The organism is Pseudarthrobacter ribosi (assembly GCF_055412865.1).
The window spans coordinates 265,272-281,116 of sequence record NZ_JBVAYZ010000004.1 but is presented as its reverse complement, the minus strand read 5'-3'; the positions used below and the strand labels follow the sequence as shown (position 1 = coordinate 281,116).

Below are 15,845 nucleotides of genomic sequence, written 5' to 3'. Positions count from 1 at the left end.
CAACTCTGGAAAGTAGCAAGCTGTCTTTTGACATGCTGTGCTCACCGACGGTGCAAGCGGAGCCATGCGAGAGCACGGCTGCGCGGAAACTCTCAGGTCCTATACAGAGCGGGGAGGAACCCGAATCAATGTGGCGTACCCTGCGCCGCCTTAGTTATGGAGTTCCTTGTGACTGTTACCTCAGCCTCCACGTCCTTCGTTGACCGGCACATCGGCGCCCGCCGCCAGGCCGACGTCGACGCCATGCTGAAGGCTGTCGGCTACGACACCGTCGATGCGCTCGTAGACACGGCCGTCCCGAAGGATATCCGGCAGGACTCCGCGCTGGCCCTCGGCCAGGCGCTCAGCGAAGTCGAGGTCCTCGCCGAGCTGCGCAAGATCGCCGCGAAGAACAAAACAGCCGTCCAGATGATCGGGCAGGGCTACTACGACACCCTCACCCCGCCCGTCATCCGCCGCAACATCCTCGAAGCCCCGGCCTGGTACACGGCCTACACCCCGTACCAGCCGGAAATCTCCCAGGGCCGGCTTGAGGCGCTGCTGAACTTCCAGACCATGGTCCAGGACCTCGTTGGCCTGCCCATTGCCAACGCCTCGCTGCTGGACGAAGCCACCGCGGTCGCCGAGGCCGTGCTCATGATGCGCCGGGCCAACAAGAACAAGACGGCGCACGACGGCAAGACCGTCCTCGACGCCGACTGCCTGCCGCAGACCATCGCGATCGTCAAGGGCCGCGCCGAGTCGCTGGGCTTCGAGGTCGAGGTCGCCGATCTCTCCAAGGGACTGCCCGAGGGTGTCATCAACGGCGTGGTCCTGCAGCAGCCCGGTGCCTCCGGCCGCGTGTTTGACCACACCGCCGTGATCGCCGACGCCAAGGAACGCGGCGCCCTCGTCACCGTCGCCGCGGACCTGCTGTCGCTGACCCTCGTCACCCCTCCCGGCGAGCAGGGCGCCGACATCGCCGTCGGCTCCGCACAGCGTTTCGGCGTCCCGCTGTTCTTCGGCGGCCCGCACGCCGCCTACATGGCAGTCCAGAAGGGCCTCGAACGGTCCATGCCCGGCCGTCTGGTCGGCGTCTCCAAGGACAACGCCGGCGTCCCGGCGTACCGCCTGGCCCTGCAGACCCGCGAGCAGCACATCCGCCGCGAGAAGGCCACGTCCAACATCTGCACCGCGCAAGCGCTGCTGGCGATCGTGTCCTCCTTCTACGCCGTTTACCACGGCCCGGACGGGCTGAAGGCCATCGCCGAGACCACCCACGGCCACGCCAAGACCATCGCCGCATCGCTTAAGGCCGCTGGCCTGGACGTGCTGCACACCAGTTTCTTCGATACCGTCACTGTCTCGGTGCCGGGCAAGGCAGCGCAGATCATCGCCGCCGCCGAGGCCAAGGGCGTCAACCTGCGCGGCATCGACGCGGACACCGTGGGCATCTCCGCCGATGAGGCCACGACGGCGGCCATCGTCGCCGACGTCGTCGCCGCGTTCGGCGCCGCTGTCGTGGATTCAGTGGATGCCTTCGCGCTCGATACCGCCGTCGAGCGCACCTCGCACTACCTGCAGCACCCGGTGTTCAACACGCACCGCTCCGAGACCCAGCTGCTGCGCTACATCCGCCGCCTCTCGGACCGCGACCTGGCCCTGGACCGCACTATGATCCCGCTGGGTTCGTGCACCATGAAGCTGAATGCCACGGCCGAAATGGAAGCCATCTCCTGGCCCGAGTTTGCCTCCATCCACCCCTTCGCCCCGGAATCCCAGACCGCCGGCTGGCGCGAACTGATCGAGGACCTCGAAGCCCAGCTGACCGAGATCACCGGCTACGACCAGGTCTCCATCCAGCCCAACGCGGGGTCGCAGGGCGAGCTCGCGGGCCTGCTGGCCATCCGCGGCTACCACCTCTCCCGCGGCGACGCCCAGCGCACCGTCTGCCTGATCCCGGCGTCCGCGCACGGCACCAACGCCGCCTCGGCGGTGCTTGCCGGGATGAAGGTTGTTGTCGTGGCCACCGCCACCGACGGCACGATCGACCACGCCGACCTGCGGGCCAAGATCGAGCTGCACAAGGACGCGCTGTCCGCGATCATGATCACCTACCCCTCCACCCACGGGGTGTTCGACGCCGACGTCCGCGAGGTCTGCGACGCCATCCACGCCGCCGGCGGCCAGGTCTACATCGACGGCGCCAACCTCAACGCCCTCGTCGGGTTGGCCCAGCCGGGCCTGTTCGGCGGCGACGTCTCGCACCTGAACCTGCACAAGACCTTCTGCATCCCGCACGGCGGCGGCGGCCCCGGTGTCGGCCCGGTCGCGGCCAAGGCCCACCTCGCGCCGTTCATGCCGGGAAACGCCGCCGATCCGTCCAACGGCGAAAGCGGGACCCCGATCTCCGCGTCGCGCTACGGCTCCGCCGGCGTGCTGCCGATCTCCTGGGCCTACGTGAAGCTCATGGGCGGCCACGGCCTGACCGAGGCCACCAAGTCGGCCCTGCTCGCCGCCAACTACATCGCGGCCCGCCTGAACGACTTCTTCCCGGTGCTCTACACCGGCGAAGGCGGACTCGTGGCCCACGAATGCATCCTGGACCTGCGCGAACTCACGGCCAAGACCGGCGTGACCGCCGAGGACGTCGCCAAGCGCCTGATCGACTACGGCTTCCACGCCCCCACGCTGGCGTTCCCGGTGGCCGGCACCCTGATGGTCGAGCCCACCGAGTCCGAGGACATCGGCGAGATCGACCGCTTCATCACGGCCATGATCTCCATCCGCGCCGAAATCGACCAGGTGGCGCACGGCGATTTCACCGTCGAGCACAGCCCGCTGCGCAACTCCCCGCACACCGCCGCCGCCGTCATCAGCAGCGACTGGGCCCGCGAGTACCCGCGTGAGCAGGCAGTTTTCCCGGTGCACACGCTCAAACAGGACAAGTACTTCCCGCCGGTCGGCCGGGTCGACGGCGCCGCCGGGGACCGCAATCTGATCTGCTCCTGCCCTCCCCTCGAATCCTTCGAAGAAGACACAACAGTCCACTTCGACGACTCCGCCTCTAACAACTAGGGACAGCCACCGATGACTGAGAATTACACGGCACTTTACGAAGAGCACAAGAAGCTCGGCGCCTCCTTCACCGACTTCGGCGGCTGGCAGATGCCGCTCAAGTACAGCTCCGAACTGGCCGAGCACCACGCGGTCCGCAAGTCCGCGGGCCTCTACGACCTCTCCCATATGGGCGAAGTCTGGGTCACCGGCCCCGACGCCGCGGCCTTCCTGGACTTCGCCCTGGTCGGCAAGATCTCCGCGATGGCGGTCGGCAAGGCCAAGTACTCGCTGATCTGCAACGAGGACGGCGGCATGATCGACGACCTCATCACCTACCGCCGCGGCGACCAGAAATTCCTGGTGGTCCCCAACGCGGGCAACGCCAAGGTCGTCGCCGCGGCCCTGGCCGAGCGGGCCGGTGCCGGTAAAGCTGGGGGCTTCGACGTCACCGTCGAGGACGCCTCCGCCGGGACCTCGCTGATCGCCGTGCAGGGCCCCAAAGCCCAGGAGATCCTGTTGCGCCTCGTTCCGGCCGCGCAGCACGAACTCGTCACCGGCCTGAAGTACTACGCCGCCGTTGATGTCCCCTTTATGTTCGGCGGCACCAGCCAGGAGCTCCTGCTCGCCCGCACCGGCTACACCGGTGAGGACGGCTTCGAGATCTTCGTCGCGAACGACGATGCCGCCGCCCTTTGGCAGGCGCTCGTAGCGATCGCCGAGGACGGCGAACTGACCCCCGCCGGACTCGCGTCCCGCGACTCGCTCCGGCTCGAGGCCGGGATGCCGCTCTACGGCAACGAGCTCTCCCTCGACGGCGACCCCTTCGCCGCCGGGCTGGGTCCGGTCGTGGCGCTCTCCAAGGAAGGCGACTTCGTCGGCAAGGCTGCCCTCGCCGCCAAGAAGGAGGCCGGTGCAGGCACCACCGCCGGCCGCAAGCTCGTCGGACTCAAGGGCCTCGGCCGCCGGGCCGGCCGCGGCCACTACCCGGTCCTGAAGGACGGCAACACCGTCGGCGAAGTCACCTCCGGCCAGCCGAGCCCGACCCTGGGCTACCCGGTTGCGATGGCGTACGTCGACGTCGAATTCACCGAACCCGGCACGGCCCTGGACATCGACCTCCGCGGCAAGGCCGAACCCTTCGAAGTGGTCGCGCTGCCGTTCTACAAGCGCCAAAAGTAGTCCCCAGATTTAGCACGAACGACCACTACAAGACTTAGGAAAAACACATGGCAAGAGTTGCCCCTGAACTGCAGTACTCCGACGAGCACGAGTGGGTTGCACGTGACTCCGGCAACGCCGGATCCAACATTGTGTCCATCGGCATCTCGGCGGTCGCCACGGACGCCCTCGGCGACATCGTCTACGTGGACCTGCCCGAGGTCGGCGCCACGGTGACCGCGGGGGAGACCTGCGGCGAGGTGGAGTCCACCAAGTCCGTCTCGGACCTGTACGCCCCCGTGACCGGCGAGGTCACCGAAACCAACCCGGCCGTCGTCGAGGACCCCGCGCTGATCAACAGCGACCCTTACGGTGCCGGCTGGCTCTTCAAGGTTGCCGCCGAATCCGAGGGCCCGCTGCTCTCTGCCCAGGAGTACGCGTCCAAGAACGGCGGCGAGCTGTGAGCCCGGCCGCAGGCACAGCCACAGCCGCCAGCGCCGGGACGGTGTTTGCGCAGGTCGTTTCCCCGAGCCTTGACGCCGAGCTGTCCGCCCTGGACCCGGAGATCGCCGCGAAGATCGATGCCGAGCTGACCCGCCAGCGCGACGGGCTGGAAATGATCGCCTCGGAGAACCACACCGCCAAGGCCGTCATGCAGGCGCAGGGCTCGGTGCTGACCAACAAGTACGCCGAGGGTTACCCGGGCAAGCGCTACTACGGCGGCTGCGAGCATGTTGACGTCGTCGAGCAGCTCGCGATCGACCGGGTCAAGGCCCTGTTCGGCGCGGAGTACGCCAACGTCCAGCCGCACTCCGGCGCGCAGGCCAACGCCTCGGTGATGCACGCCCTGATCCGCCCGGGCGACACCATCATGGGCCTGAACCTGGCGCACGGCGGTCACCTCACCCACGGCATGAAGATCAACTTCTCCGGCCGGCTCTACAATGTGATCCCGTACCAGGTCCGCGAGGACGACCACCGGATCGACATGGCCGAGGTCGAGGCCCTGGCCCGGGAGCACAAGCCGGCTCTGATCGTTGCCGGCTGGTCCGCGTACGCCCGGCAGCTGGACTTCGCCGAGTTCCGCCGGATCGCCGACTCGGTGGGCGCCTACCTGATGGTGGACATGGCCCACTTCGCCGGATTAGTGGCGGCCGGGCTGCACCCGAGCCCGGTGCCGCACGCCCACGTCACCACCTCCACCACGCACAAGACCCTCGCCGGTCCGCGCGGCGGCATCATCCTGTCCAACGACGCCGACATTGCCAAGAAGATCAACTCGGCAGTGTTCCCGGGCCAGCAGGGCGGCCCGCTGGAACATGTGATCGCGGGCAAGGCCGTGGCGTTCAAGATAGCCGCGTCCCCCGAGTTCAGGGAACGCCAGGAGCGTGTCCTCGCCGGAGCCCGGATCCTCGCCGAACGGCTGGTCCAGCCGGATGTCACCGCCAAGGGCATCAACGTCATCTCCGGCGGCACCGATGTGCACCTGGTCCTGGTGGACCTGCGCGAGTGCGAGCTCAACGGGCAGGAAGCCGAGGACCGCCTCGCGGAAATCGACATCACGGTCAACCGCAACGCCGTGCCGTTCGATCCGCGTCCGCCGATGGTCACCTCGGGGCTGCGGATCGGCACTCCCGCGCTGGCCACCCGTGGGTTCGGGGAGGCGGCGTTCGCCGAAGTCGCGGACATCATCGCCGAGGCCCTGATCGCCGACGCCGGCACGGACCTGTCCGGCCTGCGCACCCGGGTGGACGCCCTCGCCGCCGCCCACCCGCTCTACCCCTCGGTTGCCAACCTCGCCTAAGGGCCGTATTACAGGTAGTAGAAGCAGTACACAGATCACGACGCCGGGCCGCCGCCACGAGCTGCCGCCCGGCGTCGTGCATCCGGCGGAACGCACCGCCACCCGGCGGCCGCACCGCCTTCCGGCAGAACTATCTGCCGGGCCACAGTTAGAGCTAGTTAGGAACAACAATGGCCGTTGGAGTCTTCGACCTTTTTTCCATCGGGATAGGGCCCTCCAGTTCACACACGGTGGGCCCCATGCGGGCCGCGGCGGTGTTCGCCGGGGAGCTCAAGGCCTCGGGTGCGCTGGAGCGGGTGGCCTCGCTGCGGGTTGACCTCTATGGTTCCCTCGCCGCCACCGGGCACGGCCACGGCACCATGACCGCCATCCTGCTCGGCCTGGAAGGCTTCCACCCCGAGCTGATCCTCCCCGAGGAAGTGGAGGAACGGCTCGCGACGATTGCCGAGACCGGCATCCTGCAGTTGGCCGGCGCCGGCGAAGGGGCCGGCGTCCCGGTGCACTACGGGGTGAAGGACATGGTCCTGCGCCCCCTGACCATCCTCCCGCGGCACACCAACGGCATGACGTTCACCGTCTCCGGCGCCGACGGGGAAGTCCTGCACAGCGCCACGTTCTTCTCCGTGGGCGGCGGCTTCATCGTCCGCGAGGGCGAGGAGGACGCGGCGCTGCAGGAACTCGACGAGTCGAAGAAGGAACTGCCGCTGCCGTTCCGCACCGCCGCGGAACTGCTGGAACACTGCCAGTCCAAGGGCCTCTCGATCGGCGAGATCATGTTCGTCAACGAGCGTGCCTCCCGGACCGAGGCCGAGATCCGCGAGGGCCTCCTGCACATCTACTCCGTGATGGAAAGCTGCGTCGAGGTCAGCCTCAAGCGCGAAGGTTTGCTGCCCGGCGGGCTCAAGGTCCGCCGTCGGGCGCCCGACTGGCACGAACGGCTGATGAAAGAAACCCTGGATCAGGACCCCGGCTTCCGGGACCCCAAATACTGGCAGGAATGGGTCAACCTGATCGCCCTGGCCGTGAACGAGGAAAACGCCTCGGGCGGCAGGGTGGTCACCGCCCCGACGAACGGCGCCGCCGGCATCATCCCCGCCGTGCTCTACTATGCCCTGCACTTCGCGCCAGGTATGGACAAGGCCACCCAGGCCGACCGCGACGACGTTGTGGTCAAGTTCCTGCTGACCGCCGCCGCCATCGGGGTGCTGTACAAGGAACAGGCCTCGATCTCAGGCGCCGAGGTCGGCTGCCAGGGCGAGGTGGGCTCGGCGTCGTCGATGGCGGCCGCCGGCCTGGCCGAAGTCATGGGCGGCACGCCGCAGCAGGTGGAGAACGCGGCGGAAATCGCGATGGAACACAACCTCGGCCTGACCTGCGACCCGATCGGCGGGCTCGTGCAGATCCCCTGCATCGAACGCAACGCCATCGCGGCGGCCAAGGCCATCAACGCCGCCAAGATGGCGCTGTGGGGCGACGGCTCGCACCGGGTGTCCCTCGATGAGGTCATCGTCACCATGCGGGAGACCGGCCGGGACATGAGCTCCAAGTACAAGGAGACCGCGATGGGCGGACTCGCGGTGAATGTGGTGGAGTGCTGAGTCAGTTGTAGACCGCGGCCCAGAAGTTCAGCGACGAGGCGAACACAACCCAGGCGAGGTAGGGCAACAGCAGGAGCCCGGCCGCGCGGCTAATCGGTCCGAAGTACAGCACGGTGACGGACACGGCCACCGCCAGGGCCACAATGATGACAAAGGCAATCCACAGGGCCGGGGTGCCCAGCACCGGGTACAGGCCGAAGAAGACCGGCGTCCACAACAGATTCAGCACCAGCTGGACGGCGTAGGCGGTGAGAGCGGGTCTGGTCCCTTCCGCCCGGCTCCTCCAGACCAGCCAGGCCGCCACGGCCATCGCGGTGTAGAGGGCCGTCCAGACCGGGCCGAACACCCAGTTCGGCGGCGACCACGGCGCCTTGTCTGCGGTGGCATACCAGCCGTCGACGTTGCTGGCGGTGGCCAGTCCGCCCAGTCCCGCGACCAGGGCGGAGGCCGCGAGGAAGACCAGCAGTCCCAGCAACTGGGGTCCCAGCGCGCGCTTTTCGGGCGCGTGGTCCTGGCTTCCGGATCCTGCGGCTAACGATTGCTGATCGGGCGGCATGCTTCCAGCGTAGCGGTCCGTTCCGGGGCGGGAACATAGGCTCGGGCGGATAGACTTGAACCTGCATGTCCGCATGCCGCCGACGCTCGTACCGCAATGATTGGATGCCGCACCCTTGCGTGAATTCACCGCCCGCTTCGCCTCTGCCGAAGAGATCGCCAACTGGGACGCCCGCGTCACCGCGAACCCCAATGGCGGCAATCTCCTGCAATCGGAAGCCTTCGCCGAGGTCAAGCAGCACTTTGGCTGGAGGCCTCTGCACCTCGTGTACGAGACGGCGGACTACACGAGCTACAACCTCATTCTGCAGAAGTCCTTCCCGCTCCTGGGCAAGCTCTGGTACCTGATCAAGGGCCCGGATGTGGCTTCGGTCGAAGACATCCCCGGCATCGCCGCGGCCAACGCCGAGTTCGTCAAGCGTGCCCGGCTGGGCGTCTTCGCGATCAAAATCGAGCCGGATATCGTGCTCTCCGCGGAGGCCAAGCGAGTGATCGAAGGTGCCGGGCTGATCAAGACCCACAACCTGCAGCCCAACGACTCCACGGCCCTGCTCGACATCTCCCCGGACCAGAACCAGCTGCTGCGCAACCTTCACTCGCGCGGCCGCAACGCCGTCCGGCGCGCCATCCGCGAGGACGTGGTGGTCCACAACGTGGAACCCACCGAAGAAAACTTCCGCGCGATGTACGCGCTGATGACCACCACTGTGGAAGCCAAATCCCAGGTCCGGGTCCGCGAATACGAGTACTACCGCCAGTTCTGGACCAATTTCATCAGCCGCGGCCAGGGCAGGCTGCTCTTCGTCTACGAGGACGGCGAGCCCTCCGTGGGAGCCTTCGTCATCAACTACGGCCGCAAAGGCACGTACAAGGACGGCGGCTCGCTGCAGAAACGCGGCCAGTACGGCGACTCCCACCTGGTGCAGTGGACGGCCATCAACCAGCTCAAAGACCTCGGCTGCACCGAATACGACTTCTGCGGCACGCCCCCCAGCGACCAGCTCAAGGACACGTCCAACCCGTTCCACGGACTGGGCCTGTTCAAGACCAGCTTCAGCAAGATTGTGACCGACTTTGTCGGCTGCTACGACCAGGTGCTGAGTCCGCTGAAGTACAAGGTCTGGATGGCCGCGGGGGAACGCGTTGCCCGCCAGCTCTACACCCGCCGCACGGGCCAGCAGTTTTACTAAACCGGCAGCCACGGAAATTAAGGACGCCGGAATGACCAATGAACCCGACGGCCGCCTCAGGCCGCACACCGACGCACTGCCCAGGACCGAGCCGATGTCGGCCACGCAGGTGCGCCAGAACGCCGCAGCCAAAAGAATGCTGCGCCGTCTGGTCCAGGGCGAGAACCCGCCGACCGCCCCGATGAGCATCGTGGACCGTCTGGCCGGCAGCCCCTACGCCAACCCGATGATCCAGGTGGGCGGGGTGGACACCTCTGCCCGGAAAACCATCGACTTCGCGCTGCACCTGGCCGAGTCCATGTTCCGCTACGGTGCGGGCGCCCTCGAAGTGGAAACCAGCATCATCGCCATCACGGCCGCGCTGGGGCTCAAGAACATCGAAGTGGACATCACCAACCAGTCGGTGGCCATCAACTACGCCCCCAAGGACCAGACCCCCATCACCTTGCTGCGTGTCGTGCGGTCCTGGACCAACAACTACGCGGGCCTGGCTAAGGTCCACCAGTTGGTCACGGACATCGTCGCCGGCGGGGTGGGACGCGAGGAGGCCGTGCGCCGGCTCGAGGAAATCACGCACAGTTCCAAGCCTTTCCCACGCTGGATGGTCACGGTGGCGTTCGGGGTGTTCTCCGCCGTCTTCGTCGGTGTGCTCGGAGGCGACCCCGCAGCCTCAGCCGTCGCCTTCCTTTCCAACCTCCTGGTCAGCCTGCTGGCCCGAAAGCTGTCGCGCTGGCGCACCCCGGACTTCTTCATCACCGCCGCGTGTTCCTTCCTGGTCACCTTCATCGCCCTGCTGTTATGGCGTTTCGGCGGCCTGGTCGGCGTCCAGTTACCTCCCGCCATCGTGGTGGTCGGAGGAATCCTGCTGCTGCTGCCGACCGGACGGCTCGTCTCCTCGGTGCAGGATGCGATCAACGGCTTCCCGGTCACGGCGGCCGGCCGGTTCGTCTCCACCATGCTGACCTTCGGCGCCCTTGTGGCCGGCATCGCCGTCGGCTTCGTGGTCGGGGACATGACCGGGATGGAGTCAATCGACGTCACGGAAACATTCCCTCCGGCGTATCCATGGTGGGCCGTGGGCATCATGATTGCCATCGCGGTCGCCGCGATCGGAATCACCGAACAGACCAGTTGGGCGCTGCTGCTTCCCACCGCGGCCGTGGGCGTCATCGGCTACCTGGTCCTCATCGGCGGTGACGCCCTGGGTATCGGGCCGCGGTTCGCACCGGCCCTCGCCGCCGTGGTGATCGGCCTGCTGGCCCGCGTGGTTGCCCTGCGCATGGGCGCCCCGCAACTGGTGGTCGCCGTTCCGGCCGTGCTGATCCTGCTGCCCGGACTCACCATATTCCGGTCCATGTATGTATTGACCATTGAGGAATCCGAGATCCTCATCGGCGCCGGGGGGATGCTCAACGCCGGGGCCATCGTGATGGGGGTCGCGGCCGGCGTCGTCCTCGGTGACACACTCGCCCGACCCTTGACGCGCGGCCTGGCCAGCAACGAACGTCGGCGGGCCCGGCGCCGCTAGCCCGCCGGACCTGGAAGCGCCGCTGCATCTTGCCCCGGGGAGATCTACCGCCCGCTAGATCTTTCCGACGGGCAGTTTTTTCTCGGCCTGGAAGTCGTCCTCCACCCGGCCCATCGCCCAGTAGCCGGAGAGCGAAACCTGGGAGCGCTCCAGCCCGCGCTGCGCGTAGAGCACGTCCCGCAGGCTCTTCATGTAGCCGCGTTCGCCGTGCGCAAAGACCTGCACCCGGCCCTCCGGCCAAGTGGCGTCGCGCACCGCGCTGACCAGCAGCCCAGTGGCCCCGGCCGGCACGCCGCCGCGCAGGAGCCAGCGCAGTTCCACACCGGCCGGTGCGGCGATCGCCTGGATGTCGGCGGCGCCGTCCACCTCGAGGAAGGCGAGGCCGCGGGCATCCTCCGGCAGCGATTCGATCGAGGCGCCGATGGCCGGCAGGGCGGACTCGTCGCCCGCGAAGAGATACCAGTCCGCGGCCGGATCCGGGTTGTACCCGCCGCCCGGGCCGGTGAAGGTCAGCGCGTCGCCGGGCCGGGCGGACGCGGCCCACGGTCCCGCAAGGCCCTCATCGCCGTGGATCACGAAGTCGATGGCGAGTTCGCCGGCCGCCTCGTCGACCCAGCGGACGGTGTAGGTCCGGGTGTGCGGCCACTGATCCCGCGGCATGGACTCCCGGACTTCCCAGAGGTCCAGCGGTTCCGGATAGTCGATTCCGGGCTGCGGGAACACGATCTTGACGTAACGGTCCACGAAGGAGTTGTTCACGTAGCCGGCGAAGCCCGGCCCGCCGGCAATGATCCGGACCATGTGCGGGGAGAGCTGCTCGCGGCGCAGGACCGTGAGATTGGTCTGCGGGCGGGATTTCCGGGTGGCCGAGGTGGCTGCGGGGGCTGAAGTCATGAAGCCAAGCCTAGCCAACAACCGCCAACAACCCTGGGCGGAACCCTGCCCGTGAAGCCCGCTAGGGGAGCGGCGGCAGTTCCCAATCCACCGTGCCGTCGCCTTGCTCCTTCAGCAGCGCGTTGGCGTGGCTGAACGGCCGGGAGCCGAAGAATCCCCGCGAGGCCGAGAGCGGACTCGGATGGGCGCTGGAGATCACCGGTGTGGAGCCCAGCAGCGGCCGGACGGCCCCGGCGTCGCGGCCCCACAGGATCGCCACGAGCGGCGCGGGGGAGCCGTCGGCGGTGGAGCGGTCCGCCACGGCGCCGATCGCCGCCGCCGTGATGGCTTCCCACCCCTTGTTCCGGTGCGAGCCGGCCTCCCCGGCCCGGACGCTGAGGACCCTGTTCAGCAGCAGCACCCCCTGGTCCGCCCAGCCGCTGAGGTCGCCGTGGATCCGCGGCGGCAGCCCCAGATCGGCTTCGAGTTCCTTGTAGATATTGGCGAGGCTGCGCGGGATGGGCCGGGTGGCGCCGTCGACGGCGAAGGACAGCCCGACGGCGTGGCCGGGCGTCGGATACGGGTCCTGGCCCACGATCAGAACCCGGACCTCCGCCAGCGGCTGCCGGAACGCGCGCAGCACGTTCGACGGCGACGGCAGCACCTCGTGGCCCTCGGCGACTTCCCGGCCCAGGAACGACAGGACGTCGCGTAACTTCCCCTCGACCGGGGCCAGCGCCCCGGCCCAGCCGTCAGCCACGAGCTCATGCAACGGCAGGCGGGCCAGCTCGGCGAAGCCCACGGACTGGGTCTCTGCGGGCTCCAGCTCGAACAGGGCACCGGAGTCAAGGGAGTCGGAGGTAGGCACAGGGCCTATTCTCGCAGGGTGGCGAATGACAAGGCTGTTATTCGCCCGTAACATGGGTGAAGACTTTTCACCGGATCCAGCCGTACCGGAACAAGCAGGGAGTGTGTCGTGGCCGAACAAGCGCAGGAGCACCTTTCGACGGCGGAATCCGTTGCCGCCGGGACCAGCGCGGAGTCGCCGCTGAGCAGCCGGGACCAGCAGATGCTGGCGCTGGAACGGCAGTGGTGGAAATACGCCGGCGCCAAGGAACAAGCCATCCGGGAGCTCTTCGACCTCTCCGCCACGCACTACTACCAACTCCTGAACGCCCTCATCGACACCGAGGATGCGCTGGCCCACGATCCCATGCTGGTGAAGAGATTGCGTAGACTACGTACGTCACGCCAACGTGCGCGCACTGCTCGCCGCTTGGGCTCAGGCGCGTAAAGCACAGCCGGAAGCGCGGATTCCCGCGCGGACGCCGGCGTGGGCAAATCGTCAGAAATCAGCAAGGACGTCGTTTTTACCATGACCAAATACGCTCGGGATGAATTTGATCGGGTCCCGGAGACCTCCACACGCCAGGGTGTCCACCGGGCAGTCGCCGAAACGCGCCGCCGACGCCGCCTCGGGGCGATCTTGGCCGTCGGCGTCGCGGCATTGGCCGTTGGCCTCGTGGCCTTCCTGATTCTGCCGAAGCTGGGATTCTCCTCCGGGGGTGAGACGATGGCCGTCTCGGCCGAGCAGGTTGGCAGCAGCGCCGCCGCGTCACCCGCCCCGGAGCCGACCAGCCCCCAGCCGTCCAGTCCCGAGCCGAGCAGCCCGGCGCCGGTTAGCCCCGAGGCCAGCGCGGCGCCCTCCGCGTCCGCCACCCCCTCCGCGGCTGCCGTCGTCGACAAGACCCAGCCGGTGGCGGTCTTCAACGGCACCACCACCGCTGGACTTGCCAACCGCGTGGGCGGAACCGTCTCCACCGACGGCTGGACGATCGGCACACTCGGAAACTGGGGTGGCGCGCCCCAGCAGCGTTCTGTCATTTTCTACAGCGGCGCCGCGCAAAAGGGCAACGCCGAGGCCCTTGGCAAGCTCCTGGGCATCCCGACCGTCGTGGACTCGGCCGAATTCCAGCTCCCGCTCGTTGTTGTCCTGGCGCCAGGTTTCCAGTAGTCCGTTCCGGTTACGCCTGAATAACTATTGACCGCCTGACCCGACCCCGCCCTGCGCCCCGGCCCGAGGCTGTGGGTACAGTAATTGCATTCTGCGTTTTGCATGACGCGTTTTGCATGCAGGCCTTGCATTCTGGTCTTGCATGCTGCGTTTCGCATTCCGCGGCCCACATCGTGGTGGGCCGCCCGCCAGCCAACCGAAAGTGTGGACACCATGACATTGGGAACCGTCAAATGGTTCAACGCCGAGAAGGGCTACGGGTTCATCACCGTGGACAGCTCCGGGGCCGATGTCTTCGTGCACTGGTCTGCCATCGCGGGGGAGGGCTACCGTGCCCTGGACGAGGGGCAGCGCGTGGAACTCGAGGTCGGCGAGGGCGAAAAAGGCCCGCAGGCCGAAAGCGTCCGGCCCGTCCAGTGACTTTCGCCGCCGCAGCGCCCGCGCCGCAGGACCCGGCCGACCAGGCCGTGGCCCGAAGGGCCCCCGGCAGCACTCTCCGGCGCCGGGCTGCGGCCCTGCGCGGCGGCCGCGCCGTGGCCGTGGCCGCGGCTGCCGCGCTGACCACAACCGCGTGCCTGGGTCCCACGGGCGGCGCCCGCGTGGAGCAGGCGGACGCGAGCGGTGACGGCACGCTGCGGATCGGGCTGATCCTCGACAACACCGGCCCGCAGAACTTCCTCAACGCCCCCCAGTTGGCCGCCGCAAAGCTTGCCGTGAAGGAAATCAACGCCGCCGGAGGCCACAAAGGCAAACCGGTGGAGTTGCTCTCGGAGACCATCAGTGCGGACACCGCAGCGCAGGCCAAGGCGCTGGTGGCGGCCAAAGCCGACGTCGTCATTGGCCCGACGGACTCGAGCCGGGCGCCCGCCGCCATCGATGTGCTGGCCAAAGCCGACGTCGTCATGATTTCCCCCGCGAACGCCGCCAGCGGGCTCAGCAGTTACGAGAGCGGCGGCTTCTATTTCCGGACGTCGGCAGCCGACATTGCGCAGGCCCCCGTGCTGGTCAAGCTCGCCAGGGACAGCGGTGCCGCCACCCTCGCCGTGGTGTACGAGGAAGGCAGCTACGGCAAGGACGTGTCCACCGCCGTCGCCGCGGCCGCCCGGCAGTCCGGCCTCGGGCCCGTGACTGTCGCCGGGTTCGCTCCCGGCCTGGCCCAGCAGGCGGCCGCTGCCGTCAAGGCGGCGGCTCCCGACGCCGTCGTGCTCGTCTCGCGGGCCGGGGCGCAGGGCGCCATCGCCGAGCTGAACAACGCCGGCGTTGCCGGAAAGAAGCTCATCCTCAGCGACGGCGCGGTCAGCCAGTACGGCTCCGGCCTCGGATCCAGCGCCCTCGGCGGTGCCCGGGGGATCCTGCCCGGGACCTTTGCCTCCGCGCACTTCCAGGGCGAACTGGTCTCCGTGGATCCCGAGCTGGCGGACATGACCTTTGCCGCAGAAACGTACGACGCCGTCAACGTCGCCGCCATTGCGGCCGCTGCCGCGGAGGACGACGCCGGAGCGTCCATTGCGGCCCGCCTGATCGCCGTCTCGGGCGGCAAACCCCAGACGTCCGGCGGCGCCGGGACCGCCGGCGAAGCCACTCTCTGCAAGAGCTACCAGGAGTGCCTGGACGTCCTCCGGACCGGCAAGCAGCCCGACTACGACGGCGAATCCGGGCGAATCGGCTTCGACGCCAACGGCGGTGTCAGTTCCGCCAACTACGTCGTCTACACATATGGCGCGGACAACACGGCAACCATGAGCGGCAGCGAGACGGCCGGCAGCAACGGGAGTTAATCGCCCGTAGCGTATTGCGTCGTGCCGGAGGCCCGCCAGCGGGCCGGTGCAGCGCGTCCCGGCACGCCCACTGCTTGCACTCTCCCCGGGGGAGTGCTAATTATTGAGTTAGCACTCCCGCGTATTGACTGCTAAAACGACGCCCGGTTCGCCCGGCCGCGAAGTTGCAGCAGCCGCCTCCGGGAGCGAAAGAAACACCTGGCTGGGGTGAGATCCCTGGCCCGGCGGCATACAGAGGCCGCGGGGCAAGGATCGTCCGTCGCGGGCACCGCAGCAAAGGTTCATTCTTAACGACTGTCCCGAAAGGA

At 68.0% G+C, this 15,845-nt stretch carries 14 protein-coding genes and 1 riboswitch; of the genes, 11 read left to right on the top strand and 3 right to left on the bottom strand.

Going from position 1 to position 15,845, the window contains the following annotated elements:
- Window positions 1–117, top strand: a riboswitch (glycine riboswitch).
- A 39-nt stretch (window positions 118–156) separates the two neighbouring features.
- The 5 genes from gcvP (at window position 157) to ACZYZ5_RS06355 (ending at window position 7,599) form a co-directional block, all read left to right on the top strand.
- On the top strand, window positions 157–3,057 hold the full coding sequence (gene gcvP / locus ACZYZ5_RS06375) for an aminomethyl-transferring glycine dehydrogenase (protein ID WP_463900142.1): 2,901 nt from the start codon (window positions 157–159) through the stop codon (window positions 3,055–3,057).
- A 12-nt stretch (window positions 3,058–3,069) separates the two neighbouring features.
- Window positions 3,070–4,218 (top strand): glycine cleavage system aminomethyltransferase GcvT, encoded by a 1,149-nt coding sequence (gcvT, locus tag ACZYZ5_RS06370; RefSeq protein ID WP_463900140.1) that lies wholly within the window; start codon window positions 3,070–3,072, stop codon window positions 4,216–4,218.
- 47 nt (window positions 4,219–4,265) lie between these two features.
- Entirely contained in the window at window positions 4,266–4,661 is a 396-nt protein-coding gene (gcvH, locus tag ACZYZ5_RS06365) for a glycine cleavage system protein GcvH (protein WP_463900138.1), read from the top strand.
- Window positions 4,658–6,001: a serine hydroxymethyltransferase gene (glyA, locus tag ACZYZ5_RS06360; protein ID WP_463900135.1), complete on the top strand. Its 1,344-nt coding sequence runs from the start codon at window positions 4,658–4,660 to the stop codon at window positions 5,999–6,001. The genes gcvH and glyA overlap by 4 nt, the downstream gene beginning before the upstream one ends.
- 170 nt (window positions 6,002–6,171) lie before the next feature.
- Entirely contained in the window at window positions 6,172–7,599 is a 1,428-nt protein-coding gene (locus ACZYZ5_RS06355) for an L-serine ammonia-lyase (RefSeq protein WP_463900132.1), read from the top strand.
- Between the two features lies 1 nt (window position 7,600).
- Here ACZYZ5_RS06355 and ACZYZ5_RS06350 read toward each other — a convergent pair whose 3' ends face one another.
- The gene (locus ACZYZ5_RS06350; protein WP_463900130.1) at window positions 7,601–8,155 is read right to left on the bottom strand and encodes a TspO/MBR family protein; all 555 of its coding nucleotides are present in this window, start codon (window positions 8,153–8,155) and stop codon (window positions 7,601–7,603) included.
- A gap of 115 nt (window positions 8,156–8,270) precedes the next feature.
- Between ACZYZ5_RS06350 and ACZYZ5_RS06345 the strand changes: the two genes are divergently transcribed.
- Window positions 8,271–9,344, top strand: coding sequence for a lipid II:glycine glycyltransferase FemX (locus ACZYZ5_RS06345; protein ID WP_463900129.1), 1,074 nt, complete (start codon window positions 8,271–8,273; stop codon window positions 9,342–9,344).
- Between the two features lie 31 nt (window positions 9,345–9,375).
- Window positions 9,376–10,872: a threonine/serine exporter family protein gene (locus ACZYZ5_RS06340; protein ID WP_463900127.1), complete on the top strand. Its 1,497-nt coding sequence runs from the start codon at window positions 9,376–9,378 to the stop codon at window positions 10,870–10,872.
- Window positions 10,873–10,926: 54 nt separating this feature from the next.
- Here the strand turns inward: ACZYZ5_RS06340 and ACZYZ5_RS06335 are convergent, their stop codons facing one another.
- A complete protein-coding gene (locus ACZYZ5_RS06335; RefSeq protein ID WP_463900126.1) occupies window positions 10,927–11,766 on the bottom strand; it encodes a siderophore-interacting protein in 840 nt (279 codons plus the stop codon).
- Between the two features lie 61 nt (window positions 11,767–11,827).
- A complete protein-coding gene (locus ACZYZ5_RS06330) occupies window positions 11,828–12,613 on the bottom strand; it encodes a uracil-DNA glycosylase (RefSeq protein WP_463900124.1) in 786 nt (261 codons plus the stop codon).
- A 108-nt stretch (window positions 12,614–12,721) separates the two neighbouring features.
- Between ACZYZ5_RS06330 and ACZYZ5_RS06325 the strand changes: the two genes are divergently transcribed.
- From ACZYZ5_RS06325 to ACZYZ5_RS06310, 4 genes are all read left to right on the top strand, one after another.
- Window positions 12,722–13,039: a DUF3263 domain-containing protein gene (locus ACZYZ5_RS06325; protein WP_463900123.1), complete on the top strand. Its 318-nt coding sequence runs from the start codon at window positions 12,722–12,724 to the stop codon at window positions 13,037–13,039.
- 81 nt (window positions 13,040–13,120) lie between these two features.
- Window positions 13,121–13,759 carry a LytR C-terminal domain-containing protein gene (locus tag ACZYZ5_RS06320; RefSeq protein ID WP_463900122.1) on the top strand — a complete coding sequence of 213 codons (639 nt, stop codon included), beginning with the start codon at window positions 13,121–13,123 and terminating at the stop codon, window positions 13,757–13,759.
- Between the two features lie 213 nt (window positions 13,760–13,972).
- A complete protein-coding gene (locus ACZYZ5_RS06315) occupies window positions 13,973–14,179 on the top strand; it encodes a cold-shock protein (protein ID WP_463900121.1) in 207 nt (68 codons plus the stop codon).
- A gap of 95 nt (window positions 14,180–14,274) precedes the next feature.
- Window positions 14,275–15,537, top strand: coding sequence for an ABC transporter substrate-binding protein (locus ACZYZ5_RS06310; RefSeq protein ID WP_463900197.1), 1,263 nt, complete (start codon window positions 14,275–14,277; stop codon window positions 15,535–15,537).
- Window positions 15,538–15,845: the final 308 nt, after the last annotated feature.

Excerpts from the sequence above, each read along its gene's own strand:
- gcvH (WP_463900138.1), top strand. The coding sequence starts at position 4,266 with ATGGCAAGAGTTGCCCCTGAACTGCAGTACTCCGACGAGCACGAGTGG.
- ACZYZ5_RS06320 (WP_463900122.1), top strand. The coding sequence starts at position 13,121 with ATGACCAAATACGCTCGGGATGAATTTGATCGGGTCCCGGAGACCTCC.
- ACZYZ5_RS06355 (WP_463900132.1), top strand. The coding sequence starts at position 6,172 with ATGGCCGTTGGAGTCTTCGACCTTTTTTCCATCGGGATAGGGCCCTCC.
- ACZYZ5_RS06350 (WP_463900130.1), bottom strand. The coding sequence starts at position 8,155 with ATGCCGCCCGATCAGCAATCGTTAGCCGCAGGATCCGGAAGCCAGGAC.
- ACZYZ5_RS06315 (WP_463900121.1), top strand. The coding sequence starts at position 13,973 with ATGACATTGGGAACCGTCAAATGGTTCAACGCCGAGAAGGGCTACGGG.
- gcvP (WP_463900142.1), top strand. The coding sequence starts at position 157 with ATGGAGTTCCTTGTGACTGTTACCTCAGCCTCCACGTCCTTCGTTGAC.
- gcvT (WP_463900140.1), top strand. The coding sequence starts at position 3,070 with ATGACTGAGAATTACACGGCACTTTACGAAGAGCACAAGAAGCTCGGC.
- ACZYZ5_RS06335 (WP_463900126.1), bottom strand. The coding sequence starts at position 11,766 with ATGACTTCAGCCCCCGCAGCCACCTCGGCCACCCGGAAATCCCGCCCG.
- ACZYZ5_RS06340 (WP_463900127.1), top strand. The coding sequence starts at position 9,376 with ATGACCAATGAACCCGACGGCCGCCTCAGGCCGCACACCGACGCACTG.